The 25,690-nt window shown below is 52.3% G+C and carries 23 protein-coding genes and 1 pseudogene; 22 read left to right on the top strand and 2 right to left on the bottom strand.

Annotated elements, in window-relative coordinates:
* Nucleotides 1–27: 27 nt before the first annotated feature.
* Genes glnT through ACFSSA_RS15805 form a run of 3 tightly spaced genes read left to right on the top strand, consistent with a single transcriptional unit; the run spans nt 28 to nt 2,379 of the window.
* On the top strand, nt 28–1,395 hold the full coding sequence (gene glnT / locus ACFSSA_RS07635) for a type III glutamate--ammonia ligase (RefSeq protein ID WP_386819835.1): 1,368 nt from the start codon (nt 28–30) through the stop codon (nt 1,393–1,395).
* A 12-nt stretch (nt 1,396–1,407) separates the two neighbouring features.
* Complete coding sequence (locus ACFSSA_RS07640) at nt 1,408–2,196, top strand: creatininase family protein (RefSeq protein ID WP_386819836.1); 789 nt, start codon at nt 1,408–1,410, stop codon at nt 2,194–2,196.
* A gap of 3 nt (nt 2,197–2,199) precedes the next feature.
* On the top strand, nt 2,200–2,379 hold the full coding sequence (locus tag ACFSSA_RS15805) for a GFA family protein (RefSeq protein ID WP_465262943.1): 180 nt from the start codon (nt 2,200–2,202) through the stop codon (nt 2,377–2,379).
* A gap of 220 nt (nt 2,380–2,599) precedes the next feature.
* Here ACFSSA_RS15805 and ACFSSA_RS07645 read toward each other — a convergent pair whose 3' ends face one another.
* The gene (locus tag ACFSSA_RS07645) at nt 2,600–3,127 is read right to left on the bottom strand and encodes a MarR family winged helix-turn-helix transcriptional regulator (RefSeq protein WP_386819837.1); all 528 of its coding nucleotides are present in this window, start codon (nt 3,125–3,127) and stop codon (nt 2,600–2,602) included.
* 143 nt (nt 3,128–3,270) lie between these two features.
* Here ACFSSA_RS07645 and ACFSSA_RS07650 point away from each other — a divergent pair, with 143 nt between their 5' ends.
* From ACFSSA_RS07650 to ACFSSA_RS07730, 17 genes are all read left to right on the top strand, one after another.
* Nucleotides 3,271–4,143 (top strand): ABC transporter permease, encoded by an 873-nt coding sequence (locus ACFSSA_RS07650; protein ID WP_386819838.1) that lies wholly within the window; start codon nt 3,271–3,273, stop codon nt 4,141–4,143.
* 22 nt (nt 4,144–4,165) lie between these two features.
* A complete protein-coding gene (locus ACFSSA_RS07655) occupies nt 4,166–5,224 on the top strand; it encodes an ABC transporter substrate-binding protein (RefSeq protein ID WP_386819839.1) in 1,059 nt (352 codons plus the stop codon).
* Nucleotides 5,225–5,243: 19 nt separating this feature from the next.
* Nucleotides 5,244–5,975: a formylglycine-generating enzyme family protein gene (locus ACFSSA_RS07660; protein WP_386819840.1), complete on the top strand. Its 732-nt coding sequence runs from the start codon at nt 5,244–5,246 to the stop codon at nt 5,973–5,975.
* Between the two features lie 11 nt (nt 5,976–5,986).
* Entirely contained in the window at nt 5,987–6,841 is an 855-nt protein-coding gene (locus tag ACFSSA_RS07665) for a sugar phosphate isomerase/epimerase (protein WP_386819841.1), read from the top strand.
* Between the two features lie 12 nt (nt 6,842–6,853).
* Nucleotides 6,854–8,068: an aromatic ring-hydroxylating oxygenase subunit alpha gene (locus tag ACFSSA_RS07670; protein ID WP_386819842.1), complete on the top strand. Its 1,215-nt coding sequence runs from the start codon at nt 6,854–6,856 to the stop codon at nt 8,066–8,068.
* Between the two features lie 83 nt (nt 8,069–8,151).
* Complete coding sequence (locus ACFSSA_RS07675) at nt 8,152–8,931, top strand: alpha/beta hydrolase family protein (protein WP_386819843.1); 780 nt, start codon at nt 8,152–8,154, stop codon at nt 8,929–8,931.
* A 74-nt stretch (nt 8,932–9,005) separates the two neighbouring features.
* Complete coding sequence (locus ACFSSA_RS07680; protein ID WP_386819844.1) at nt 9,006–9,464, top strand: CopG family ribbon-helix-helix protein; 459 nt, start codon at nt 9,006–9,008, stop codon at nt 9,462–9,464.
* An 11-nt stretch (nt 9,465–9,475) separates the two neighbouring features.
* Nucleotides 9,476–10,195 (top strand): urea amidolyase associated protein UAAP1, encoded by a 720-nt coding sequence (locus ACFSSA_RS07685; protein ID WP_386819845.1) that lies wholly within the window; start codon nt 9,476–9,478, stop codon nt 10,193–10,195.
* A 1-nt stretch (nt 10,196) separates the two neighbouring features.
* A complete protein-coding gene (locus tag ACFSSA_RS07690) occupies nt 10,197–10,826 on the top strand; it encodes an urea amidolyase associated protein UAAP2 (RefSeq protein WP_386819846.1) in 630 nt (209 codons plus the stop codon).
* Nucleotides 10,827–10,860: 34 nt separating this feature from the next.
* Nucleotides 10,861–14,427, top strand: coding sequence for an urea carboxylase (gene uca, locus ACFSSA_RS07695; RefSeq protein ID WP_386819847.1), 3,567 nt, complete (start codon nt 10,861–10,863; stop codon nt 14,425–14,427).
* A gap of 1 nt (nt 14,428) precedes the next feature.
* Nucleotides 14,429–16,174, top strand: coding sequence for an allophanate hydrolase (gene atzF, locus ACFSSA_RS07700; protein ID WP_386819848.1), 1,746 nt, complete (start codon nt 14,429–14,431; stop codon nt 16,172–16,174).
* A gap of 221 nt (nt 16,175–16,395) precedes the next feature.
* Entirely contained in the window at nt 16,396–17,346 is a 951-nt protein-coding gene (locus ACFSSA_RS07705; protein ID WP_386819849.1) for a thiamine pyrophosphate-dependent dehydrogenase E1 component subunit alpha, read from the top strand.
* Nucleotides 17,343–18,308 carry an alpha-ketoacid dehydrogenase subunit beta gene (locus ACFSSA_RS07710; protein ID WP_386819850.1) on the top strand — a complete coding sequence of 322 codons (966 nt, stop codon included), beginning with the start codon at nt 17,343–17,345 and terminating at the stop codon, nt 18,306–18,308. Before ACFSSA_RS07705 ends, ACFSSA_RS07710 begins: the two co-directional genes overlap by 4 nt.
* Before the next feature lie 14 nt (nt 18,309–18,322).
* The gene (locus ACFSSA_RS07715) at nt 18,323–19,555 is read left to right on the top strand and encodes a dihydrolipoamide acetyltransferase family protein (protein WP_386819851.1); all 1,233 of its coding nucleotides are present in this window, start codon (nt 18,323–18,325) and stop codon (nt 19,553–19,555) included.
* Nucleotides 19,555–20,208, top strand: a complete 654-nt coding sequence (locus ACFSSA_RS07720; RefSeq protein ID WP_386819852.1) for a redox-sensing transcriptional repressor Rex — start codon at nt 19,555–19,557, stop codon at nt 20,206–20,208. Before ACFSSA_RS07715 ends, ACFSSA_RS07720 begins: the two co-directional genes overlap by 1 nt.
* Nucleotides 20,209–20,291: 83 nt before the next feature.
* A complete protein-coding gene (locus ACFSSA_RS07725; RefSeq protein WP_386819853.1) occupies nt 20,292–20,807 on the top strand; it encodes an RNA polymerase sigma factor in 516 nt (171 codons plus the stop codon).
* 1 nt (nt 20,808) lies between these two features.
* The gene (locus tag ACFSSA_RS07730; RefSeq protein ID WP_386819854.1) at nt 20,809–21,951 is read left to right on the top strand and encodes a VWA domain-containing protein; all 1,143 of its coding nucleotides are present in this window, start codon (nt 20,809–20,811) and stop codon (nt 21,949–21,951) included.
* An 8-nt stretch (nt 21,952–21,959) separates the two neighbouring features.
* On the opposite strand, the gene ACFSSA_RS07735 is transcribed toward ACFSSA_RS07730, so the two are convergent.
* Nucleotides 21,960–22,718 (bottom strand): hypothetical protein, encoded by a 759-nt coding sequence (locus ACFSSA_RS07735; RefSeq protein ID WP_386819855.1) that lies wholly within the window; start codon nt 22,716–22,718, stop codon nt 21,960–21,962.
* A 194-nt stretch (nt 22,719–22,912) separates the two neighbouring features.
* On the opposite strand from ACFSSA_RS07735, the gene ACFSSA_RS07740 reads away from it, so the two are divergent.
* Both ACFSSA_RS07740 and ACFSSA_RS07745 read left to right on the top strand, forming a co-directional pair.
* A complete protein-coding gene (locus ACFSSA_RS07740; RefSeq protein ID WP_386819856.1) occupies nt 22,913–23,767 on the top strand; it encodes a hypothetical protein in 855 nt (284 codons plus the stop codon).
* Nucleotides 23,768–23,952: 185 nt separating this feature from the next.
* Nucleotides 23,953–25,618, top strand: a pseudogene (locus ACFSSA_RS07745) (copper-translocating P-type ATPase); the annotation flags it as partial.
* Between the last annotated feature and the right edge of the window lie 72 nt (nt 25,619–25,690).

Below are 25,690 nucleotides of genomic sequence, written 5' to 3' on the forward strand. Positions count from 1 at the left end.
CATACTTTTACAACGAAACTTATGAAAATGACTGAAGAAAAAATGGCTGAGGCAAAATCTCTCAAAGAGGAATTGAAGGCAAAAGGAGTGAAATACTGCGTTGGCGCATATGTGGACATCCACGGGGTGCCAAAGGGAAAATTTGTCCCGATCGATCACTTTGAGCATTTTGCCGCAGGCAGCGAACTCTATACCGGATACGCACTCGATGGATTGGGGCAGAGGCCAAACGACGATGAAATCGCATCCGTGCCGGATCTTGACGGTTTGATCATTCTACCATGGAACAAAGAGGTGGCATGGTTCCCAGCGGACAATACCTTTCACGGGGAGCCGTATGAGATCAATACCCGGGTGGCTCTCAAGAAGCAGCTCGCAAAGGCACGGGAGATGGGCTTCGGGATGAATCTCGGTATCGAGTGCGAGCTATTTATTCTGAAGCACAACGAAGATGGGACGCTGGAAATCCCCAACGAGGATGATAACCAGAAGAAGTCCTGCTATGATGTGAAACGCTTTCTGGATCGTTACAAATGGATCGATAAGGTATCCACCACGATCAACGATCTCGGCTGGGATCTTTATTCTTTGGATCACGAGGATGCCAATTCCCAATTTGAATTCGATTTCAATTACTCCGATGCGCTCACGATGTGTGACAGGTATATTTTCTTCCGTTTGATGGCCAAACAATATGCAGCCGAGGAAGGGCTTCTGGCTACTTTCATGCCCAAGCCATTTGCGGATAAAACAGGGAGCGGGGCACATTTCAATATGTCACTCTTTGACAAGGATACGGGCGAGAACCTGTTCAAATGTCCGGTCGAAGACGACCCGCGTGATCTAGGAATGACGGAGCTGGGCTATCAGTTTATCGCCGGTATCCTGAAGCACGGACCGGCACTCTGTGCGACATTTGCCCCTACGGTGAACAGCTACAAACGTCTCGTTAGAAAAGGGCTGATGTCCTACTACTCGTGGGCTCCCGTTTTCAATAGCTTCGGGAAGAACAATCGCACAAATTCCGTGCGGGTGCCGATGGGTGGCGGTCGATTCGAAAGCCGGAATGCAGATGCCGCCTGCAATCCATACCTGGCTGCGACATTGGCTCTGGCGGCTGGCCTTGAGGGAATTCGTGAAAATCTCGATCCCGGACCTGCCATCGAGGCGAATCTCTACGAATTTACTCCCGAGCAGCTTGCTGAGAAGGGCATTTCCGAACTTCCAAGAACATTGGATGAAGCTGTTACAGCCTTTGCGGCAGATCCATTCGTGACCGAAGTTCTCGGCCAGGAATTACGCGATGAATTCATCAAGTATAAAAGCGAGGAATGGAGACAATATCATCAAAGTGTCAGCCAATGGGAGATCGATACCTATGCAAAGATGTATTAAAAAGAATTTACCATGGATGCCGTAATAATTGAAAATTTCGCATGGCCGGAGATCGAGAAGCTGCGTGATGAGAACGGCGGCTTGTTGATGCTGCCGATGGGTGCCACCGAGCAGCACGGACCGCATCTACCCGTTGGGATGGATACGCTTCTTGTGGAGAAAGTTTGTGCCGCAGCCTCCGGCAGGACAGGCGCGCCGGTAATGTCTGCCCTCCGGTATACCGTCTCGCAGGGACATACACCGAAGTGGCCGGGAACGTTTTCCCTAACCCATGGGACCTTCATCACAGCTCTGCACGAGCTTGCATCGTGGGCGGCTGCCACGGGTTGGAAGCGCTTGCTCCTTGTTAACTCACATTTTGGAAATGATGCGGCCGCACGGGTGGCGGTCGATCAAATACGGCTGGAATTTTTGGGGAGACTTCAGATCGGGCTGGTGCATGTGTTTGAGACTGGATCCGGAGTTTGGGATGCCTACACCAGTGATGCGGACGATCTTCATGCGAATCGGGCAGAAACATCGCTGATGTTATATCTCTATCCGGATTTGGTAAGAATGGATCGATTGGCCGGGAGCGATGACGAAGACCGCACAAGGAATACCGTATTTTCCTATCCAGTCGCGCAGACAAGCTTGAACGGCGTCACCGGTAAGCCTTCTGCCGCGACGGCGGAGGAGGGCTCCGAACTTTTTGAAAAAATGGTCGATGGTCTATCTGATTTATTAGTGAAAGCACGAACCGAGAATCCACCATTGCCGGAAAGTGAGTGGACCGGCTTGCCGCAAGTGAAATATAGTTGAACGATGAAAACGCTTAACGGTGGGTGTCTTTGTGGATCTGTGAGATTTTCGATTTCCCCGCTAGCTTTGCAGACAAGTCTTTGCCAGTGCGAGGACTGTCGTAGAGCCAGTGGAGCACCTGCCGTGGCGTGGACATTTTCCGTTCCAATTCATTGGACTGAAGCAAGGGGAAACCGAAATTGATATGGTTTGCAGGGCGGGAACGTAGTTTCTGCGGAGATTGTGGGACATCGCTGATGTTTTTTGATCCGGCTATACCGCACTTGTTTGAGGTCAGCACATGTGGTCTTGACTCACCGGATGATTTTGCGCCGAAAGATCCATGTAGGATTGGGGATGAGGTGAAATGGAATTCAGCTATCCCACATCTACTCCGCTACACGGAGTTTGCACCGATTCCGGATTAAGCATTGGGCTTTGGAGCGTCTGTCATGCCGTTTTCCAGGAGATTCCGGTGATGGTCCAAACCTGTGGCATTGAGAACTTTCTGTAGAAGGCTCGCCAGCTGAAAGGCTTCTTCCTCACTAAAATGCTTCGCAAAAATATTGTCGATCAGGGGCTTGTAGACTGCCCAGGTTCGATCGAGAGCCTTCCGTCCTTTTACGGTAAGTTTCACGCGAAAAACGCGACCGTCATGTTCCGATTGCTTTCGCGTTACCAGACCACAGGCTACGAGCTGCGTGACTCTTCTCGACATACCGCTATTGCTGAGAAGGACAGCTTCCGCGAGTTCGCTCATGCGTAGCGTCTCGTTTTCCGCTTCGTTCAGGGTGAGGAGAACATCGTAGTCATCAAATGAGAGTGCCCCCGCCGATATGAGCTCCGTATCGATTTGCCGGTAAGCATGGGCGTGGACAGTGAGCAGCATACGCCAGGCAACTTGGCGCGGATCTGTCTGGGTCGTAGTGGGGTGCGAGCGGACTATAGACATGGAGTTATGATAGATGGGACTTTGTTCCTTTAACTAGGAAGAATTGTGGAACGACTACAGAATAATTTATTTGCGAGTGCAAATAAATGATCGATTGGCACGGCCATTGCTGGATTTGATCGTAGTTTGACTGGGTCTCATCTATGAAAATTTCACCTATATTAGCCAGTATGGCCTCGCTCGTGGACATGTCCGCAAGGATGGGAGAACGCGGGAAGAAATCGATGAAGCGGCCTTCCTTTTTCGAGTTCAAAAGAAAGATAGGATTGGGCGGTCGCGTGGGTTTGGGAGTAGGAGCCTGGTTTGTTTTTCTTGCTGTGTGGCAGGTCGTTTCTGTCAGTGGTATTGCGGATCCAACTTTGTTCCCATCACCAGGGCGGGTGCTTGAGGCTTGGGTAAATTTGTTCACCGAGCGGGAATTCGGAGCGGATGTCATCCAGAGTGTCCGACGGATTTTTCTTAGTTTCGGGATCGCTGTGGCAATCGCTTTGCCACTCGGTATTTTCATGGGGGCGTTCACTCCGGTGGAAAGCTTTCTCAACGCGCTGATTTCCCCATTTCGCTATTTGCCGGCACCATCTTTCGTGCCGCTTCTGCTTATGTGGTTGGGGACCGGAGACTCTCAGAAAATTGCGCTGTTGGTGATCGGCGTGGTGTTTTTTTTAATCACGCTTTTCATGGATAATACCAAGTCCGTGCCAGTGGAACTGGTGGAATGCTCACGGACATTGGGAGCGGGTAAGTTGACTGTTGTGCGGAAAGTTTTACTACCTGCGGCGATGCCACTTTATGTGGATACCGCGAGGCAAATGCTGGCAGTCAGTTGGACCTATCTGGTCATCGCGGAGATCGTGGCCGCCACAGATGGCATCGGCGCGATGATGATGAGAGCGAAGCGATTCGTGCAGGTCGACAGCATCATGGCAGGGATTCTGACGATCGGCCTGCTCGGTTTGATTTCCGATTTATTGATCCGTCTGATCCACAAAAAAGTTTTCAAGCATCTACATGAATAAACGTTCAAAAATATAAAATAATATGAAACTGAAATTATTAGCAATGATGGCTGGTGCGGCGATTCTCTCCGTAGGCTGTAAGGATAAAACAGCAGGTAATCAAACGGATGACGGTAAGGAAATCGTCAATGTATCCCTTTTTTCCTGGCCGGGATATGCGTTCTGGTTCGTGGCAAAAGAGAAGAATCTCGTGCCGGAGCTGGAAATGAATATTTCCATTATTGAAGATCCATACGAGAGCTTCGCGCAAATGGCCGCCGGCCAGTTGGACGTGACATCATCGACTGTGGAATACGGTCCTATCGCCGCGGATCAAGGTGTTCCTGTGAAAATGGTCGCATACACGAATCCATCCTACGGCACGGATAAGATCATTTTCGGCCCATCGGTGCAGACCGCGGCGGATCTGAAAGGCAAGCGAGTTGCCGTTCTCGAAGGCGGACTGACACAGATTTATATGGGAATCTGGTTGGAGGAAAATGGTGTGAAATTCGATGAAGTAGAATACACGAATGTCATTATGGACGATGCCGTAGCTGCAATGGTTAGCGGCTCGGTCGCAGCTGGTGAATTTTGGGAACCGTTTGGCGGAAAAGTGCTTTCCACGCTGAAAGGATCCAAAGTGATGGCTACTTCCCACGATCCGTATTTCAAGAAAACCGCACTATTGGGGGATGGGATGTATATGAGTGGTTCCTTTCTGGAAGACAGGCCGAAGGCTGCGGCCCTGGTGATGAAGGCTTATTTCGCAGGAGTGAAATACTGGAAGGAAAATCCTGATGAAGCGAATGAGATTATGGCGAAAGGTCTCGGTTTCACTGTGGAAGATGTCGTGACGGTTATTGGTGCTGATGGTAGCTCGATTGATGGTGGGATCTATCCGTTCAATCTCGAAGAAAGCGCGCGTTTTATGGGTGTGATGGATGGCGAGCCTCCATTTGGATCCAACAATGAAATCACCAACCACTGGAATCTTACCACAGAATGGTGGCTGAAATTCGGACAGGTCAAAAAGGCCCATCCGATGGAGGCCGGTATCGATCTAGCTCCTCTGGAAGCTGTCGTGGCCGGGGTCAACTAACACTTAATTCAATCATTCAATGATGAGTCCATGTCAGCCAAATGACGCGGGGGAGTCATCCCGGGAGCCAAGAATGATCGAAATCCCAGCCGGGAGCTTCGTCATGGGTGGCGTGGAGCAAGACAAATTCGTCACAGAAATCGAGTTACCGCTACACTACGTGGAAGTGCGGGAGAGTTTCCTGATGTCGGAAACACCGGTCACGAGGTCTCTCTGGCTAGAGGTGATGGGGAGTTTACCTGCGGGAAATATCCCGTATCTAGATGATGCCGCGCCTGTCGTGTGCGTGAGTTTCCATGATGCTTTGGCTTTTTGCCGGGAGTTGGGGGCGGGTTACCGTTTACCGACTGAGGCGGAGTGGGAATACGCTTGTCGGTCAGGCAGTTCCACGATCTTTCCCGGATGCTCCAATATCTCCACCGGCGATGCGAATTATCTCTATGATGAGTTCGGATTCCAGGTGGGAAAAGGGACGCCGTGTCGAGTGAGATCCTACGGGAGAAATGCTTTCGGATTGTCCGATATGATCGGGAATGTCTGTGAGTGGGTGATGGATTTGTGGCACCCGGGATTCGCCACGGCGCCAGCCGATACTACTGCATGGATAGTAGGAGGTAAAAAAGGATGCCGTGTGGTCCGAGGCGGTGGCTGGGATCATTTGCCGCGGGTTCTCCGGGCTTCGTGGCGTGATTGGGCGCCAGAGAATGCGCGGTGGGACAATCTCGGACTGCGAGTGGTAAAAGATTTTTAAGGTGAAATTTAATGAAAGCAAAATTATTCAAAACAGTTTGGGGTCACGATGGTATGTTTCCAGAGGCAGTGGGATTAGCCATAGAGGCAGATTTCCAAGGAATCGAAGCACCGGCACCTGTCGATAAAGTCGAGCGAGCGGAGTTCTTTTCCGAGCTTTCAAATGGAGGGATGGATTGGATTGCTGAAGTGAGCACCTGCACGGCATCCGGAGTATTCGTTCCTGTCCCTGGAAAGACCGCGGAGGAGCACCTTGCCTCCTTGGAGGAGGGAATTCTCCGTAGTGTGGAGGGGAAACCACGGTTTGTGAACACCATGGGCGGCTATGATGCCTGGAGTTTCCGCGAAGCGATGAAGTTCCACGAAGGGGTTTTGACGCTGGAGGAGCAGTATGAAATCGGAATTTCAGTGGAAACTCATCGGGGACGATACAGCCATAATCCGTGGTTGATGCGGGAGATCCTACTGGAGTTACCAAAGTTGAAGCTGACTTGTGATTTCAGCCACTGGTGTGTGGTTACTGAGCGGCTTATTCTGAACGAGGAGCCAGAGATTCTGAAGCTGGCTGCGCAACATGCATATCACATACAGCCGCGCGTCGGGTATTCACAAGGGCCGCAAGTCCCGGACCCCCGGGCACCGGAGTATCATTATGCACTTAGCGCGCACGAAGCGTGGTGGGATGTCGTCTGGAGCTCAATGGAGAAACGTGGGTTTGAGGAAGTGACAATGACCCCCGAGTTCGGGCCGGATGGATACTTGCAGGCCGCACCTTTCACCTGTGTGCCGGTTGCAAATCTTTGGGATGTGAACCGCTGGATCGGCAACAGGCTGAGAGAGCGGTTTGAAATAAAATACAATCGATAATAAAAAAATACTATGAATACAGTAATGGACTTGGCGGGAGAAAATACGATGAATCAAGAACTCTATGCAAAGGTGCTGGAGACAGCTGCGAAACCACGTGAGCGGGCGGAGTCAATGCCGCCGGATCTATATACAAATCCGGATTTCATGGATTTTGAGAAGAAAGAGATTTTTCAGAAGGATTGGATTTCCCTCTGCCATGTATCGCAGCTTTCTAAAGCAGGAGACTTTGTCAGGGCTGATGTCGGCGGGGAACCGATGCTGGTAGTGCGTGGAAAGGATATGGAAATTCGTGTGGTTTCCAGAGTTTGCAGGCATCGTGGAATGGATGTGATGCCGAGTGGCTTTGGCCATCCTGATGAGGGTAACAAGCGCGTGATTCTCTGCCCATATCATCTCTGGAGTTACGACTTGGCCGGAGAAATGATCGGAGCACCAGAGATGCAGAAAGCGGAAGGCTTTGATCGCAGCGAGGTCTGTCTGCACAATTATCGGAGCGAGATCTGGGAAGGATTTGTGTTCGTAACGTTATCGGAGGATGTGCCGCCGATCGCGGAAAAATATGCGCGTTTCAAAGACGAATTCGTCGGTAAATGGAATATGTCGGATGCGGAGCTGGTGTGGTCGCAGCATTGGGAGTGTGATTTCAACTGGAAGATCCTGTTGGAAAATTTCATGGAAGCCTACCATCATCTAGGTGCTCATATGAAAACTCTGGAACCATTCCTGCCTGCAAAAGGCTGCTGGACCGAACCTTTCGATCCCGAGTTTTCAGCAATGCATTTGCCTCTTAAAGCTGAGATGCAGGAGAATATCAAAGCGACTGGTGATGCAGGCACGCCGTTTCCTGTTTTCCCTGGATTGGAAGAAAAGGATTTGCTGGAATGGGGTGTCTATCTTGGTTTCCCGAACTTCCTGCTATTTACTGCACCGGATCGTATTTACTGGTATCGACTGCTGCCTACGGGACCGGAGACCTGCACATTGATGACGACCATGATCGTCTCGAAGGAGGCGAAGAACATGGAGAATTACGATGAGATACGTAGCAAGGAAGTGAAGGGTGGTATCGCTTTCCACATGGAAGATATGGAGGTCTGTGCCGCGACTCAGCGTGGAATGCGGTCGGTCTCATACAAGCAAGGTCGCTTGAGCCACCTGGAAGAGCCGATCTGGCATTTCCAGAAATACATGGCTGAGAAGATCAAGGCGGCGAAATTGGGATAAATCCATCCGTGCTTTGACCGAAGCGGATATGCGCTGTATCGGAAGTAATGTTTCGGATACATGCGCTGGGTAAGATTATTCTCATGACGGTAGGATTATCCTTGTTACCTTCATGCGTTGCTACGGGGTATAAGGTTCGCAGAAATGTGGCCTATGCCCAGAGCGATTGGATGCAATTGAACGAAGGTGATCTGTATCAACCGAAAACTTCCGGTCGGAAACCTGCCATCCTGCTGCTTCACGGGGATGGTAGAATTGGCGATGACGGCCGCTGGCAGATGGCGGGGATCGCCCGACGCTTGGCACAGCGGGGATACGTCGTTTTCAATGCCACCTACCGGATGGCGCCGGATTGGACCTATCCGGCACCTCTTGTTGACGCTCGCGCTGCGCTGCGGTGGATGAGAGACCATGCGGATGAAAACGGTATTGATCCCAATAGAATCGGAGTTTTCGGCTATTCGGCCGGTGGCTATGTCGGGATGTTGACCGCGATGAAGGGGGAAGCGGATGTAAAGGCCGTGGTCGCGGGGGGAGCGCCTTCCAATCTGACCTACTACGCGGGAGGAGATCTTATCAGGAATTTTCTCGGCGGTAGAGTGGAAGATATTCCGGAGAAATATTGGGAGGCTTCTCCAGTGAACGATGTGGGAGCAGGCAGCCCGCCAGTTTTTCTTTATCATGGGGAAAAGGATACACTGGTCAGCCCTGACCACTTGCTGGAGATGGAAGACAAATTGGTCGAAAACGGTGTCCCGCATGAGGTTTTCTGGATACACGGGAAAGGACACATTGGCGCATTTCTCTCTCAAGGCAAAGCGCTCGCGGCAGCGATGGAGTTCCTTGATAAGCACCTGAAATAACCGGATCGGAATTGGTTCGGTATGAACTAATTAAAAAAACTTCATATTGGCCTACGGATTGCTTTTCCGTCGATGTGGCTAACGAATCAAGTGAAGGTTTAAAACGGGTAACCGTCTCCATGGCGGAAGACACGTTCAGGGCGCTGGATCGTGTGGTGACTGAGCGTGGCTTCGATAGCCGCTCCCAAGCGATCTCCGAGATGATTCATGCCCATGCGGCTGAGCATCTGGGGAAAATTGGCACCGAGATCATGGCTGGGACGCTGAGCCTGGTTTATGACGAATCCAAGAGCAGTCTCTTGAGAGACCTCTCGCGCATCTGCCGGGAGCATGTCCACGAGGTAATATCATCACAGCATGTATTGCTGGAGGAGGAGCATGTTCTCGAGGTGATCCTGATGCAGGGACCTGCGCGGAGATTACGGGAAATCACCAACAAACTTATCACCTGCAAAGGGGTGAAGAGTGCGAATCTGACGCTGAGTCCGCACCTGATGCCACCGCTTCATGCCAAGGTTGCCAACCCCCAATGACTTTTTCCGACATGAACAAGATATATGAAAAGAACCTGCAGGGAGCGGGGATGTGGTCCGGTGTGATACGCCGGGGGAAAGTATTAAAGCTGACCGATCTGGAAGGCGGAGCAAATCTGGGAATGATGTTATATAATCATCACGAGCGCACGGAACGCTACAACATGCCGGATACCCTGAAAGGGCAGCAGGTGTTTTATCTCACGCAGGGGATATGCTTGCATACAGATATGGGGCGGATAATCGCATCAATCATCAAGGATACCGTTGGCTGGCACGATACCGTTTGCGGCACGACGGATGCGGCTGAAGTGAAAGCCAAATACGGTGAAAAAACCTATCAGGAAGCTCACAATCACTGGTATCGCAACGGCGCGGAATGCTTTCTCATCGAGTTGGCAAAGCATGGGCTCGGCGAGAAGGATTGGCAGCCAAATGTGAATTTTTTCAGCAAGGTGACCAGTGACGAAGACGGCAAACTCAGCTTTACGGAAGGAAATTCCAAGGTCGGGGATTTTGTCTGCCTGCGCATGGAAATGGATGCGCTCGTGGTGATGAATATTTGTCAGCATCCGCTTGATCCTAGTCCGCAATATCAGCCGAAGCCTGTGCTGATGGAGGTCTTTGAAACGGTAGATCCCGTAGCTGAAGACGATGAGTGCAGGTGCTCGCATCCGGAAAATGGTCGGGCATTTATCAATACGGAAAACTATTACAAACTTGGGATTTAGTATGAGAGAGAGCGAACAAATTGTAAGTGCCGCAGGTTATAGATCCGTGATCGGTGCGGGAGATTATTGGTGGAAGACCATTCGTGCGGGAGAGATTTTCCGGATTCATGATCTGGAGGGGAACCAAGCGGCGGACACACTGTTTTACAAAGCTGGCGATCTTTCTGAGAAATACAGCGCGAGCGATACCATCAAAAAGCAGGGTGGGTTGTATCTCGGCGATGGCTCCCAATTGATTTCCAACCGGGGAAATGTTCTTCTGGAAATCCTAGCAGATACCTGCGGCCGCCATGACACATTGGGCGGAGCATGTTCACGGGAGAGTAACACGATGCGGTATGCTCTGGAAAAGGAGCCGATGCATGCCTGCAGGGATAGTTTCATCCGAGGGGTGCAAGAGATGGGAGGCGGCAAGGCGGACATCACCTGTAATATCAATTTCTTCATGAATGTCCCTGTAACTCCCGAAGGTGGTTTGAAGTTTGAAGACGGGATTTCCGCACCAGGAAGATACGTGGAAATGCGGGCGATGATGGATGTGGTGGCACTCATTTCCAACTGCCCGCAGTTAAATAATCCATGCAACGGATGGAATCCGACACCGGTGGAAGTCTTGATCTGGGAACCATAAGCAAACGGTCTGAAACTTAGCGGAAATACTATATATGTTTAAAAAGGTTTTAATAGCGAACCGTGGTGAAATCGCGGTGCGGGTAAGCCGGACGTTGCGCGATCTGGGCGTCGAGGTTGTCGCGGTTTATTCGGAGGCGGACATAGAGGCTCAGCACGTTCTGGAGGCCGATGAGAAATATCTGCTCGGCGCGAGCCCGGTGGATCAAAGTTATCTGAATGTCGAAAGGCTCCTGGAGATCATCCGGCAAAGCGGTGCGGAGGCTGTTCACCCTGGATATGGGTTGCTCAGTGAAAACGCGGATTTCGCGGAGAAATGTGAAGAGCTCGGCTGCCGCTGGCTGGGACCTGCACCGGAATCCATGCGGAAATTTGGCCTGAAACATACCGCGCGGGAGATAGCGGTTGCAGCTGAAGTTCCCCTTTGTCCGGGCACTGGACTCGTGGCCTCGCTGGAAGAAGCGATTGATGAATCAAAGGAAATTGGTTTTCCGCTCATGCTGAAAAGCACAGCGGGTGGTGGCGGGATTGGTATGCAGGTTTGCGCCGACGAACAGGAATTACGGGAAGCTTTCGAAAAAGTAGTGCGACTGGCGAAGGCAAATTTCGGTGAAGCCGGAGTCTTCCTCGAACGTTTCGTGGAATCGGCACGCCATATCGAAGTGCAAATTTTCGGTGACGGGGAGGGTCGTGTGCTGGCGCTTGGCGAGCGCGATTGCTCGGCACAGCGTAGAAACCAAAAGGTGGTAGAGGAGACTCCGGCACCAGGCCTGACAGACAAGATGCGGGAAGAGCTGTTTTCGGCAGCAGTCCGTCTCGGGGAATCCCTTAAGTATCGCTCGGCTGGCACTGTGGAATTCCTTTTTGATAAAGTTCGTGAAGAGTTCTATTTCCTGGAGGTAAATACCCGTCTACAGGTTGAGCACGGCGTTACAGAACTTGCGACTGGGGTGGATCTGGTGGAATGGATGGTAAGGCTGGGAGCAGGAGATAATCCGATCGATGGAATCGAGAAAATCGATGCCACAGGTGCGGCAATGGAAGTCAGGGTATACGCGGAAGATGCTGCGAAAAACTTCCTTCCGAGCGCGGGACTGATCACTGAAGTGAAATTCCCTGAGGGGGTTCGCTGTGATGGATGGATTGCCGCCGGCACAGAGGTAAGCACCTTTTATGATCCGCTATTGGTGAAAATCCAGGTAAAGGCGGGAAATCGTGACGAGGCTCTTTCAAAGATGAGCGATGCTTTGGAAGCGACCCGTATTGGTGGCATCCGGACTAACCTGGATTATCTGCACCAGATCGTTACCAGTGAAGATTTCCGAGCAGGCGGCGTGAGCACCAAATGGCTGGAAAGCTTGGCTTATAAAGCACGAATTATCGAGGTGCAAAAAGGTGGCACTATGACCACGGTGCAAGACTGGCCCGGGCGTCTCGGCTACTGGGATGTGGGAGTCCCGCCATCCGGCCCGATGGATTCCCTGGCATTCCGTTTGGCGAATCAATTGGTAGGAAATACTAGCGATGCGGCAGCTTTGGAATGCACGATGATGGGGCCATCCATGCGTTTCGGATTCGATGCCGTGATTGCGATCACTGGCTCCGGGATGTCTGCCACGATCGACGCAGAGCCAATCGAGTGCGGGAGGGCTGTCCAAATAAAATCCGGCCAATTGCTCGAAATGGGCAAGGCGGAAAATGGCTGCCGCTCTTATCTGGCAATTGCCGGCGGAATCAACGTGCCAGAATATTTAGGCAGCAAGTCGACTTTTACCCTCGGTAAATTCGGCGGGCATGGAGGTCGGGCACTGGTCGCGGGAGACGTTCTGGAAATCGGGACTTGTGAAGAAGATGCTCCGCTTCTCATCGATAGATCGGGAGTTTGTTACGATGGGAAATGGGAGATCGGTGTGCTTTACGGGCCGCACGGGGCACCGGACTTTTTCACAGAGGAAGACATCCAGATGTTTTTCGAGACGGAATGGGAAGTGCATTTTAACTCCGCCAGAACAGGTGTCCGCTTGATCGGACCAAAGCCGAAGTGGGCGCGTGCGGATGGCGGTGAAGCCGGCCTCCATCCCTCGAATATCCATGACAATGCCTATGCTGTCGGTGCCGTTGATTTTACGGGGGATATGCCCGTTATTCTGGGGCCGGATGGGCCGAGTCTGGGCGGTTTTGTCTGTCCGGTTACAATCATCGAGGCCGAGCTCTGGAAGATGGGGCAGCTGAAGCCGGGTGATCGTGTGAAGTTCATTCCTGTCGGTCTGGAAGCTGCCCGGGAGCAGGCGCAGCGAGTGGAAGAATGGATAGCAGAAGGTGGGGTGTATCCACGGCTATCGGCAGGAGAGAAGGAAAGCATGATCGTAGCCCGCAGCGAAGTGCAGGGAGAGGAAGTGGTAATGCGACGTGCCGGTGATGAGTATGTCCTCCTGGAGATCGGGGATCTGATTTTGGATCTGCGATTAAGATTCCTGGTCCACCTGCTTTACGAGTGGCTACGCGGAGAAGAACGGAACGGTTTTGTCGATATGACGCCGGGTATCCGCTCACTTCAGGTGCATTACGATCCGTGGGTGACCACTGAGAAGGAAGTGGTCGACCTATTATTACTGGGTTTACAGGAGTTACCTGCACTAGAGGAGGCGGAAGTGGAAAGCCGCGTTGTTCGTCTGCCGCTGGCCTGGGATGACCCGAGCACACAGGTAGCTATCGACCGCTACATGAAGGGCGTCAGCGCGGATGCGCCATGGTGCCCGAGTAATATCGAGTTCATCCGCCGCATCAACGGACTGCAATCGGTAGACGAAGTCAAAGACATCGTATATTCGGCGGAGTATCTGGTAATGGGTTTGGGAGATGTCTACCTTGGCGCTCCAGTGGCAACGCCGCTTGATCCACGTCACCGTCTGGTCACTACCAAATACAATCCGGCACGGACATGGACGCCGGAGAATGCCGTGGGAATTGGCGGTGCGTATCTTTGCATCTATGGCATGGAAGGTCCTGGTGGCTACCAGTTCGTCGGACGAACCACGCCGATTTGGAATAAATATCGTGAGACGGAAGTGTTCAATGAACGGTGGTTGCTTCGCTTCTTCGATCGCCTGAAGTGGGAGGAGGTTTCACCGGAAAAGTTGCTTGAGCTACGCCGTGAAATTCTCACCGGTGAGTTCAAACCACGTATCGAGATCGAGCGCTTTAAACTGGGTGAATATCTGTCGTTCCTGGATACCGAGGCAGAAGGAATTGAAAAGTTCCGTGTTCATCAGCGTCAAGCATTTGCCGAGGAGCGCCAGCGGTGGGAAGAGGCGGGTTTGAATCTGGTAGACGTCGGCGAAGAGAAAGTCGAGAGCTCCGCGATCGAGCTACCAGAGGGCTGCGAATTCGTGGATTCTCCGATGATGGGCAGTGTCTGGAAAGTCGAAGTTGGCGAAGGTGACACAGTCACCGAAGGCCAGACGGGCCTTATTCTGGAAGCGATGAAGATGGAGATGGTGGTGCCAATATTGAAAGCGGGAACCATCGTGAAAGTGCTTTCCACACCGGGTGCGATGGTGAAGGCTGGCGATCCGTTGCTCATTCTGAAAGTCGAAAGTTAATATGAAAACTCTAGCGGAATTCCAACAAGCCTATGCGGCCGGCGGCGACACTCAGGAGATCCTTCGAAGGGTTTGGGAAACTATCCGGGACGAGCCGGACAAGGGGATCTTCATCACGAAAGCTGGCTGGGATGATATTCTGAAACAACTACGTGAAGCTCCTGTAGATGGAAAACTTTTCGGGATCCCTTATGCAGTGAAGGATAACATCGATGTTGCCGGAATGCCGACGACTGCTGCCTGTCCGGATTATTCTTATCTGCCGGAAGAATCCGCGACAGCGGTGAAGCTATTGCAAGCTGCTGGAGCGATTTGTTTTGGGAAAACCAATTTGGATCAATTTGCCACAGGATTGGTGGGAGTCCGGACGCCGTATCCGGTGCCGAAAAATGCTTTTGATGAGAAGTATCTACCCGGCGGCTCCAGCTGTGGTTCTGCTATCGCCGTGGCAAAAGAGCTGGTGCCATTTTCACTGGGCACGGATACCGCAGGGTCGGGCAGGGTTCCGGCAGCCTTCAATGAGCTGATTGGGCTGAAGCCAACCCGTGGGTTTGTTTCTACGAGAGGTGTCGTAGATGCCTGCAAATCGCTGGATTGTATATCGGTCTTCGCCAATTCGTGCGCGGACGCCGATGCGGTGCTCGGGGTTACCGCGAAGCTGGATTGCGAAGAGGCATGGAGCCGCACGCCACCGCATCAATGGAAACGCTTCGGAGAGGGCTTCAGATTTGGAATCCCGCGCCCAAAGGATCTGCAATACTTCGGATGGGACGATGCCGGGAAACTTTTCGAAGCCGCCAAACAAGCGTTTGTGGAACTTGGCGGAGAAGCGGTTGAGGTTGATATCCAGCCATTTCTCGCCGCGGCGCGTCTCCTCTATGAAGGTCCCTGGGTTGCCGAGCGGTATGTGGGAATCAAAGATTTTCTGGCAACAAATCCGGATTCCGTTTTTCCGGTGACGCGTGAAATTATCGAAAAAGGAGAATTTCCCAAGGCTAGCGAGCTTTTCGAGGCAAAATACAAGCTTGCCGAGTGCAAACGGTTGGCGGATCGGGAGATGGCTGGTTTGGATTTCGTAATGCTGCCGACCGTTCCGCGGAATTTCACGCTTGAGGAGGTTTCGGAAGAGCCGGTGAAGCTGAATTCGGTTCTTGGAACTTATACGAATTTTATGAATTTGTTGGACTATTCTGCATTGGCTTTGCCTGCGGGAAGATATCAGCAAAAATTGCCATGGGGCGTCACATTATTTGCCGAACCTGCCGCAGATAGGGCGCTACTGGAACTAGGCGCAAGGTATGAACGCCGCATAGGGCGGGAGGTTCCTGAAATTTCGGATGTGAATTTCGACGCAATAGAAATCGTGGTTTGCGGAGCCCATTTGGAAGGGATGTCTCTCAACTGGCAATTGACCGAACGCGGCGGACGCCTTGTCTCGAAAGGCAGAACTGCGGATTGCTATAGGATGTATCTCATTCCGGAAGGTAATAGGCTCCCCGAAAGACCGGCATTGATCCGGGTAAATGAGGACGGCGTGCAGATAGCTGTTGAAGTCTGGTCATTGGGCATCAAGCAATTCGGGGATTTTGTGAGCAAAATTCCGGCGCCATTGGGAGTCGGCAAGGTGCTTCTTGCCGATGGAAGAGAGAAATGTGGCTTCATCGCGGAGCCCAGAGCTACCATCGGAGCACGGGATTTGAGCGAATTTGGTGGTTGGGCTGGCTATCTGAATTCCATACGCCCCTAACAGGCTGGTATTTTCCAGCGAAAAATGTCGCTGGAGCGTATGCGATTTTAGAGCGCTAGAGCGCCGACTAGCGTGTCCGGTCATTTTCCACACTTCTGAGGAATCCGGTTGCAGGGGGGGGCGGCAATGTTTTAGCTTCGCACGTGCTTGGTGCGGAAGAGAAACCCTTTGGAATGAATATGTCTGTAGACGGTGATTTTTTGCGTTCGGCTTTTCGCTCTATGTTGAGAGCCAGAATCTTGGAAAACAAACTCTCCAGTCTTTATAAGGCGGGGAAAATTGTAGGTGGAGTCTACCTTGGAAGGGGGCAGGAAGCGATCAGTGGAACGCTTGGCACTGCTCTGGTTCAGGGGAAGGACTGCTTTGCGCCTCTGATCAGGGATCAGGCGGGAAGAACCGCATTTGGAGAGCCGTTGATCGATTGCACAAGAACTTACCTTGGCTCCGTGGAAGGACCTATGAAAGGCCGGGATGGCAATATCCACCGGGGTCGGCCCGAGATGGGGATGCCGGCAATGATTTCGCACCTTGGGGCTCAGGTTCCTCTGATTGCGGGGATGCTCTTTGCCAAACGCTTGAAAGGAACTTTGGACGGTTGTGTTGGCGCGACATCAGTGGGAGATGGCGCGACTTCTACCGGAGCATTCCATGAAGGCCTGAACCTTGCCGCCGTGGAAAAACTTCCTATGGTTGTGGTAGTTGCGAACAATCAGTTTGCCTACTCAACGCCGAATACGCGCCAATTCGCTTGTGCGGACCTCGTGGAAAGAGCGCGCGGCTATGGGATCGGCGGTTTTTCCGTGGATGGAACGGATCTCCTTGCGTGTGCTTCGGTGGTGAATGAGGCGGTGAAGCTCGCGCGCTCCGGCGGCGGACCACAGATGATCGTAGCGCATTTGTTACGGCTTGGCGGGCACGGCGAGCATGATGATGGCTCCTATGTGCCGGAAGCTGCGAAAAACGGCCACTATGGTAGAGACTGTATCGAAGTTGGAATCCGTCAGCTGATTGATGGTGGCCATGCGACTGTCGATGATATTCTAGCGTGGCAGGATGAAACCGCCGAGGAGGTGCAACGGGCTGTCGCTCAGGCACAACAAGAAGCCGTGCCGGATCCGTATCGGGAGGACTGGACTGCGCTTTCAACCAAATTTCCTACCAACCCATTGTGAGCGTAACTTATATTGATGCCATCAGAGAAGCTCAGGAGAAACTACTCCGTGAGGACGAACGCGTGTTTTTATATGGCCAGGATATTGCGAGCTTTGGCGGTGCATTCAAGGCCACCAAGGGCTTGGCAGAAGCTTTTCCGAACCGGGTATTTGACTGCCCGATCTCGGAGGATGCGATGATAGGCCTGGCGGTTGGCTCGGCAATTGAAGGGATGAGACCGATTGTGGAAATGCAGTTTGCGGATTTTTCTTCGATTGCTTTCAACCAGATAGTCAATCAGGCGGCGACCCACTTCTACCGGACAGGGATGCCGATCCCAATTACCGTGCGTTTACCTTCCGGCGGCACTCCGGGATCCGGTCCTTTCCACAGCCAGAGCATGGAAGGGATCTATGCGCAGTATCCCGGCTTGGTGGTGGTGACTCCGGCGACTGTCTCGGATGCTTACCACATGCTGATCGACTCGGTGAAACTCGACGATCCGGTGCTCTATTGTGAACATAAATTTCTGTATCGTTGGCTGAAGGCGAAATCCATCAAAGGTGAGCATCTTCCGATCGGCCAGGCGCGGATAGCCCGCCCCGGGAAGCACGCGACAGTAGTAACCTACAGTGCAATGGTTCATGAAGCGGTGCGCGCCGCAGATCGCCTACAGGCTGATGGCTGGGAGATCGAGGTGGTTGATCTACGCTCGGTGAAGCCGCTGGATCTCGATACGGTATTAGCTTCCGTGGCCCGCACGGGGCGGCTTCTGGCGCTCGGCGAAGCTTTCCCCTGGGGTGGTGTTACTGCGGAGATCGTGGCAAAAGTGACCGAGGAGGGATTTCACCTGCTGGATGCGCCTCCTCAAAGGCTGAATGCCAGAGATACTCCCGTCCCGTATCATCCCAAGCTCTGGGCGGCTCATCGGCCGACGCCTGAATCCATCTGCGACGCTTTACGAAAGCTGTTATCATTCTAGTTTGAAATAATCATATGCCTACTGTTCCTATTCTGATGCCGCAACTTGGGGAATCCATCGCCGAGGCTACGGTGATACGACTTGATGTGTCCGTGGGAGATAATGTTAAAACGGATCAGGAAATCATCGAAGTAGAGACAAACAAAGCCGTGATGGGAGTCACGACCCTTTGCGATGGCGTGGTGTCCGAGCTACGCGCGGTGGAAGGAGTGTCCTATTCCGTGGGGTCTCTGCTGGGCTTTTTGGAAGTCACGGAAGATGAAGTCGCCCGCACCGGAGTTGATACCGTGGAGAGTCTGGAGGCAAGGAATCAGACACAGCCGGAGCCTAGCTCCAACGATGAAGAAAATTTGCATTTCGCCCTGGACGGAGACTCTTATGAGGAAGACCCGAGTATCATTCCCAGCGTAAAGGGCCTGCCGGTGCCGACAGGTGTGATGGGTGCCCACTATATCTCTCCGAGAATGCGTGCCCGTATGGATGATCTGGGGCTGCGGGAAGCTGATATTTCAGCCATCGTCGGCACCGGAGCAGGTGGGCGTGTCACGGTGGAGGATCTGGAGCGTTTCCTTGACTATCTGGATGCGTGGCCAAGCGCGGCCGCTTCCCCGATGCGTATGGCGGTTGCGGATGCGATGAGACGTAGTTGGACACGACCGCTGGCGACAGTAGGGCTCCCTGTGTTGCTCGATCGCGTCTTGGATCACCGCCGTCAGCAGGATCCCAAGCCGGGCCTAACACTCTATCTGCTGCGTGCACTTGCCGTTGCTCTCAAGGAGCAGCCGATGACCGCCGGATACCTTATTGGTGAAAAAGTCGTCCATCCACGTTCATTTGATATCGGGGTGGCAGTGCAGGTCGAGGACGGCGTGGTCGTCCCCACCGTAAGAAAGGTGGATCAGAAATCGATTTCCGATCTCATCGCCGAATATGACGATCTGGTAGATCGCGCTCGCCGCCGCCGTCTCACCGAGGAAGATTCCAGCGGTGGTATTGCTACGGTGACAAATTTCGGGACCTTTGGTCTCACCACTGGCACTCCGATTCCGCTGCCAAACGAGACGCTCATTCTCGGGATAGGAGCTGGAAAGAAAAAACCGGTTTGGAGCGAGCAAGTGGAAACGTTTATTCCAGCCACGGAAGCCGAACTTATTTTGACTTTTGATCACCGGGTCGTCGATGGAGGAGGCGCGGGAATGTTGTTAAATCGAGTTGCGGCCTTGCTGCAACAGCCTGAGAGTCTCTAGTGAAACCTATTGTGGATGAGGAATCTGAAAAGCCAGAGAGGCTGGATATTCCCAAAAAGGCTATCTACCGTCTCTCGATTTATCACCGTTGTCTCCAGAAACTAAAAGACAACGGGCAGGATACTGTTAGCTCGACGACTCTTGCAAAAGCCGCCGGGGTAAAACCGGCACAGCTCAGGCGGGATATCGGATACTTCGGTCAATTCGGCACGCGGGGTCTGGGTTATCCTGTGGATGGATTGATCGCCACCATCCGTGAGGCCCTTGGGCGCGAGCACTTACAACCGGTCATCCTCGTTGGCGCGGGTAACCTTGGCTCCGCGCTTCTGCGCTATCACGGCTTCCAGAAAGAAGGTTTCGAAGTGATTGCGGCCTTCGATGCACGGCCAGATGAAGCCCGGGCCCGGACACTCAATATTCCGGTGCATGACGTGACGGAATTGGAAAATTTCATTTTCAATAATGATGTGAAATTGGCGATCTTGTGCGTTCCGATTGGCTTCGCCCAGGAAGTGGTCAACCGTCTGGTCGCCTCCGGGATCCAAGGGATTCTTAACTTTTCTCCGATCATGCTGGAAGTTCCCGCGGACGTGACGGTAAACAATGTCGATTTGGCGCTGGAGCTGGAACATCTGGGTTATTTCATTAGATGACAGGACGGGAGCAAAAAAATTCTAAGGAAATTGGAACCTCACACGTTGTCGCTGGTGGAAGTGAATCAGAAGCCGCCGATACGATGAAACCACAAGACTTTGAGGCGTTCATCGAGCAGGCAGTGACGGATCACGAATCCGCACTTATCGGCTATGCTAGAACCTATTTATACGATCTCGATCGCGCGCGGGATGTGGTGCAAGACACGTTTATCCGGCTGTGCAAACAGGATCCGGAAAAGGTGGAGGAATACCTCAAAACCTGGCTTTTCACGGTGTGTCGAAACCGCTGTCTCGATATTCTACGCAAGGATAAACGCATCGAGCCGCTCGATGAGATCCGCTGGAAGAAGGTCGCTGGAGTGGAATCCTCACCCGACGATCAAGCGGAGAAAGAGGAAACTCTCTCGAAGGTCTTACAATACATGGAGCGTTTGCCCAAGAATCAGCGGGAGGTCATTCTGCTGAAGTTCCAACAAGGCATGAGCTATAAGGAAATTCACAAGATCACCGGATTGAGCGAGGGAAACATTGGGTTTCTCATACACTCGGGCCTGAAACGCATGCGTGAGTGGATGCCGGAAAAAGTAAAAATTTAACATGAAACTGCAACAGGACGATCCTAGAATCACTGCGTATCTATTGGGTGAATTGAGCCCGGAAGAAACGCTGGCGGTCGAGCATGCGGTGGCAGCTGAGCCGGCGCTTGGCTTGGTCCTCAAGGAAGCGGAACGCACCCAAAAGGAACTTTTCGAGCTTTTTGGAAACGAAAATGAGGTGCTATTGCCGCGACAAAAAAATGCGGTCCTCAAGGCGGCTCGGGAAGCATCGCGAAACGGAAAGATCACTCCGTTGAAATCCCATCAGAGTAAAAAGACAAATTGGATGATGCCTTTGGCAGCTGCGGCAATCATCGCTGTAGGGATCTTTATTCTGACGTTGATTCCTTCCACCGGTGGCGGGCGGGGCACCAGGCAGGTGGCCACTAGATCGGTTGATTCCTTGGAATCCCGGGAAAATGGCGTCAATTATCGTCAAACGGAAAACGATGGGGCGATTATGAATCTCCCTTTGGAAGCGGGAAAACGCAGTCTATCTCTCATCACGCAAACGGTCCGGGAGAAGCGGGAAATGCCGGCTCCGGAAGATGTTAGAATCGAGGAATTGCTCAATGCGTTTCCGCTTCGTGCCAAAGAGGCTGTAGCTTTGTGGAAGCATTGTTCACTCGGTGCGGAAATAATGCCGTGCCCCTGGAAACCTTCCAGCAAGCTGATCTTCGTGAGCGTAAAGGGCTCTCGCGAGCGTGAAGTGAAGATTTCCGTGAATTACATCCCGGATGAGAAATCGGTAACCGCATATCGTCTGCTGGGTTATGCAAATGGCTCAGCCGCTACCTTCTCCGGAGCCAAGGTGTCGAGCTTGTCCGCAGGCGCGGATACTTATCTGGGCATCATCGTGGAAACGAACGACACGGAATTGGGGAAACTTACCTGGACAGTAGATGATGCTCCCGCGCCAGAGATTCCACTGGATTTCCATGCCGACAAAGAGCCATCGGATGACGCCAGATTTGCCGCATTGATCTGCAGCTACGGACTCTGGTTGCGCGGCGAAAAGAGCGGAATGCTTGATGAGTCGCTGATGCTTGGATTAGCCCGCGAGGTGGCTGGTGACAGCCTGGTCCCGGATCGTTATGACTTCCTCGAATTGGTCGACGAGACAGTCAGAATTTCCGGAAAGTAGATGTGTCATCAGGGAATGACCTTGGCATTGATCACTTCCTTGGTGAAGCGAACCACAACTTGATAACCGTTGTTGATCTTGGAGGTTCCCAGCATGACCGTGCCTCCCTGTTCCAAGGGCCACAGGTGACTGGCTAACATCGAGCCTTCTGTCAAAAGGTCAGCTCCGGGGATATTCATATGCTGGTGCGGCTTCCCGTGAATCTGGCCAATCAGCTCTGCCATCTCTTCCCAGCACGGCTGCAGGACTGTGTCATACTCCGCATCGCTTTTAGTCTCTGTTTGGAGGGTGATTTCGGTTAGCTCTCCATCGGTAGTCCAATCAAAAAACAAGAAGCAGTATAGACCTCCGACTTTTTGGCGAGTGTGGTAGATACCATTCAAACCTGTCCGGCCCACAAAAATCCCCTGGACCTTGCTGTCTACCATCTTGCTGGCCATGAGCTTATTGGTAACAGTCTCACGTGTATCGCCAAATTTCAGAGTATCAAAGACGGCGCTGGCGTCCGGCATCGCTTCACCTTTCCCATTTTCCCCGAGGGGATAGTTCAAATTCAACCAACGTTGATCTTCCGCGTTGAGTTTGGAGATATCAAAGGTCAGAGGTTCGCTGCTACCTTCGCGCTTGAGGGTGACGGTATTGTTCTGCCGGCTGATGAATTCTGCGGAAAAGCTTTTTGTGCCGTCGGTATTGCTCCAAGTGCGGGTTACACCGGCATTCAGAGTCATAACAAGCCCTAGGGATAATATTGTCAGTGAACGGAACATAAATTTTTGTAGGATGTGATTTTGACGGAATTTTCCAGAGCTTATTCAAATCGTGGGGCTTGCAGAGGCCTGCGAAGTGCCTTTCGCTTGAATCGCGGCGTTTCATAGGATAAAAACACCCCAAGAGCGAAGCTTGATTTTAATAAATGTCTGTTTTTCCAAGAAAATATTTAATACTTGTCCTCGCTATTGGAATGTCGATTCAACTGCCTGTTTCCGCCCAGAGCCAGGGCAGTGGAGCACCTCGTGTGGTGATCCCCACAGGCAGCCGCTCCTATTCTCCATCCCGTCCGGTTGCCCCGTCTTCGCGGATTCTCTATCCTTGGAAAACCTATGTAACCGCTACAATTTTCTGGTGCGGCGAGCAGCCCACCGAGCGAAATCCCACTCCGAACTGCAAGTCATCCTGGGATACAGCATGGGCGGAGAACTTCGGCGGATATGATGATCCCGATCCGAAAAACCGTATTGCAAATCATACCACGGGTGAATTTCGCCCAAAGAATTTCATACCCAAGTTAAATCCTTTTTATATAGCTCTCCCATACAATGATGTGCAGGGCTGGAGCAAGCATAAGCCGGAAGCCTCCAAGGTTATTCCGTGGTTTAACCGGATGCGCCCAGCACCGGGGAAAACGGTCTTGAAAGGAAGATGGGTCCAGATTTTTTACAACAATCGTAGTTGCTATGCGCAATGGGAGGATTGTGGTCCGTGGGTGACGGATGATTGGCAATACGTGTTTGGAAAGAATAAGCCGAAGGCGACCCAGAACGGAGCTGCGGGGATCGATCTCTCGCCTTCGATCCGGGACTATCTTGGTGTGAAATCCGGCACAAAGGTCCACTGGCGTTTTGTCGAAGACGGGCAGGTCCCATACGGCCCTTGGAAGAAATATGGCACGACTGCTCCTGCGCAGGTTGCCAGCTATGGGCCCAATCCTGCGCCGGTGAAAGACGGCGAGAGCCTGGAAGCCCAGAGAAAATACCTGGAATATCTGAGGAAACTACGGGACGAGCAGTATATGAAGAAGCCATTGAGCGAGCTCTGAGATCCACCGTTTAGCGACATGGAAGCAACACTGTCCAGATTGGTGCGGCAGTGCGATGGAAAGGGCAAAGCCATCGGCTGCCCGATCGCGGATTTTGTTCACGGGACGACGGTAGATTCCGAAAGTGAATGAATATGAACAAAAATTTTGAGAAGAAAGGCTCGGCACCACCCGGGAACTGCTGTTCTCCGGTAGTGCTGTGGGCGGCATTACCGTTTTTCCGGAAAGGCTGGAAATCGCTGGTCTCCCGGCATTTTGATATGTTCACACTCATCGCGATTGGCGTCGGCGCCGCCTATGCCTTCAGCGTAATTGCAATGCTTGCCCCGGGGACTTTTCCCGAAAGCATGCGAGAGCGGGGAATGATACCGATCTATTTCGAGGCGGCGGCGATGATCGTCGTATTGATTTTACTAGGACAAATGATGGAGCTCAGTGCCCGGGAACGGACCGGTGCCGCAATCCGGGCATTGCTTGATTTAGCTCCAGCGAGTGCCCGCAGTGTTACGGGTGAAGGCGATGAACAAGTCCCATTGGATGAGATCGTGGTGGGGGACAGATCACGTGTAGTTCCGGGTGAAAAGATTCCCGTGGACGGTGAGTTGATTGAGGGAAGATCCAGTGTCGAGGAGTCAATGCTGACAGGTGAACCCTTACCGGTTGAGAAAACCAAGGGCGCAAAGGTCAGTGGTGGGACGGTAAACGGGAACGGCAGCTTTGTGATGATTGCCGAGCGTGTGGGCGATGATCAATGCCGTGGCAGTATTGACCATCGCATGCCCGTGCGCACTGGGTCTGACGACTCCCATGTCCATCATGGTCGGAGTCGGTAGAGGAGCTCAAGAAGGGGTCTTGATAAAGAATGCCGAGGCTCTCGAACGATTGGAAAAAATTACCACCTTGGTAGTTGATAAAACCGGAACGTTGACTGAAGGAAAAGCAAAGCTTGTTGAAGTTGCGACAGAGAAGGGTTTTGAAAAGGCCGAGCTTCTCCGGCTTGCCGCCTCGCTGGAACAGAACAGCGAGCATCCTATTGCCGAGGCTATTGTTCGTGAGGCAATGGAGCGGCGAATACATCTCCAAGAACCCAAGAATTTCCGGTCGGTCACAGCAGGTGGGGTGATCGGCGAGGTCTCTGGGCGGAAGATTCTGATTGGGAAGGCTGCCTTTCTCCAGAATGAGAAAATTGAAAATTTGTCACCACTGCTTGAAAAGGCGCAAAACCTACAGAGTCGTGGTAATACGGTGGTTTTAGTAGCTGTGAATGGAGCGCCAGCTGGTCTCTTGGCTGTTGCCGATCCGGTCAAATCGACTTCTGCGGAAGCAGTCCGGCAGCTGCACGCTCTCGGACTTTCGATTACCATGCTTACAGGAGATAGCCAGTTTACTGCAGATGTAGTGGCAAAGGAGCTCAGAATCGATACAGTAGAGGCTGGGATGGAGCCATCGGACAAAGCCCGCTATGTCAGAAGTGCCCAGGAGAGAGGTGAGATCGTGGCCATGGCAGGAGATGACATTAATGACGCTCCCCGCCCTGAGTCAGGCAGATGTAGGAATCGCGATGGGAACGGGGACAGATGTCGCCATGGAGAGCTCTGGAATCACTCTGGTCCGAGGTGATCTGCGGGGAATTGTAAAAGCAATCAGATTAAGCCGCGCGACAATGAAGAATATCCGGCAAAACCTATTTTCTCATTTTTCTACAATGTATTGGAAATTCTTCTTGCCGCAGGATTGTTGTATCCGGTCTTTGGATGGTTACTGAGCCCGATCATAGCGGGAGCCGCGATGAGTTTGAGTTCGGTCTCAGTGATTGGAAATGCATTGAGACTCAGAAACTCAAAAGTATAGGATCAGACTTAAAAAAAGGGCTGTGCGAGTCTTACTATATCCGCACAGCCCATTTGGAATCAGAATTGGATC

The organism is Luteolibacter algae (genome assembly GCF_042683045.1).
GTDB lineage: Bacteria > Verrucomicrobiota > Verrucomicrobiia > Verrucomicrobiales > Akkermansiaceae > Luteolibacter > Luteolibacter algae.

What these genes read in the sequence shown, in the direction of transcription:
- ACFSSA_RS07665 (WP_386819841.1), top strand. Translation starts at nt 5,987, where the DNA reads ATGAAAGCAAAATTATTCAAAACAGTTTGGGGTCACGATGGTATGTTT.
- ACFSSA_RS07675 (WP_386819843.1), top strand. Translation starts at nt 8,152, where the DNA reads ATGACGGTAGGATTATCCTTGTTACCTTCATGCGTTGCTACGGGGTAT.
- ACFSSA_RS07645 (WP_386819837.1), bottom strand. Translation starts at nt 3,127, where the DNA reads ATGTCTATAGTCCGCTCGCACCCCACTACGACCCAGACAGATCCGCGC.
- atzF (WP_386819848.1), top strand. Translation starts at nt 14,429, where the DNA reads ATGAAAACTCTAGCGGAATTCCAACAAGCCTATGCGGCCGGCGGCGAC.
- ACFSSA_RS07740 (WP_386819856.1), top strand. Translation starts at nt 22,913, where the DNA reads ATGTCGATTCAACTGCCTGTTTCCGCCCAGAGCCAGGGCAGTGGAGCA.
- ACFSSA_RS15805 (WP_465262943.1), top strand. Translation starts at nt 2,200, where the DNA reads ATGAAAACGCTTAACGGTGGGTGTCTTTGTGGATCTGTGAGATTTTCG.
- ACFSSA_RS07670 (WP_386819842.1), top strand. Translation starts at nt 6,854, where the DNA reads ATGAATACAGTAATGGACTTGGCGGGAGAAAATACGATGAATCAAGAA.
- glnT (WP_386819835.1), top strand. Translation starts at nt 28, where the DNA reads ATGACTGAAGAAAAAATGGCTGAGGCAAAATCTCTCAAAGAGGAATTG.
- ACFSSA_RS07715 (WP_386819851.1), top strand. Translation starts at nt 18,323, where the DNA reads ATGCCTACTGTTCCTATTCTGATGCCGCAACTTGGGGAATCCATCGCC.
- ACFSSA_RS07650 (WP_386819838.1), top strand. Translation starts at nt 3,271, where the DNA reads ATGAAAATTTCACCTATATTAGCCAGTATGGCCTCGCTCGTGGACATG.
- ACFSSA_RS07660 (WP_386819840.1), top strand. Translation starts at nt 5,244, where the DNA reads ATGATGAGTCCATGTCAGCCAAATGACGCGGGGGAGTCATCCCGGGAG.
- ACFSSA_RS07655 (WP_386819839.1), top strand. Translation starts at nt 4,166, where the DNA reads ATGAAACTGAAATTATTAGCAATGATGGCTGGTGCGGCGATTCTCTCC.
- ACFSSA_RS07735 (WP_386819855.1), bottom strand. Translation starts at nt 22,718, where the DNA reads ATGTTCCGTTCACTGACAATATTATCCCTAGGGCTTGTTATGACTCTG.
- uca (WP_386819847.1), top strand. Translation starts at nt 10,861, where the DNA reads ATGTTTAAAAAGGTTTTAATAGCGAACCGTGGTGAAATCGCGGTGCGG.
- ACFSSA_RS07725 (WP_386819853.1), top strand. Translation starts at nt 20,292, where the DNA reads ATGAAACCACAAGACTTTGAGGCGTTCATCGAGCAGGCAGTGACGGAT.
- ACFSSA_RS07690 (WP_386819846.1), top strand. Translation starts at nt 10,197, where the DNA reads ATGAGAGAGAGCGAACAAATTGTAAGTGCCGCAGGTTATAGATCCGTG.
- ACFSSA_RS07640 (WP_386819836.1), top strand. Translation starts at nt 1,408, where the DNA reads ATGGATGCCGTAATAATTGAAAATTTCGCATGGCCGGAGATCGAGAAG.
- ACFSSA_RS07730 (WP_386819854.1), top strand. Translation starts at nt 20,809, where the DNA reads ATGAAACTGCAACAGGACGATCCTAGAATCACTGCGTATCTATTGGGT.
- ACFSSA_RS07705 (WP_386819849.1), top strand. Translation starts at nt 16,396, where the DNA reads ATGTTGAGAGCCAGAATCTTGGAAAACAAACTCTCCAGTCTTTATAAG.
- ACFSSA_RS07685 (WP_386819845.1), top strand. Translation starts at nt 9,476, where the DNA reads ATGAACAAGATATATGAAAAGAACCTGCAGGGAGCGGGGATGTGGTCC.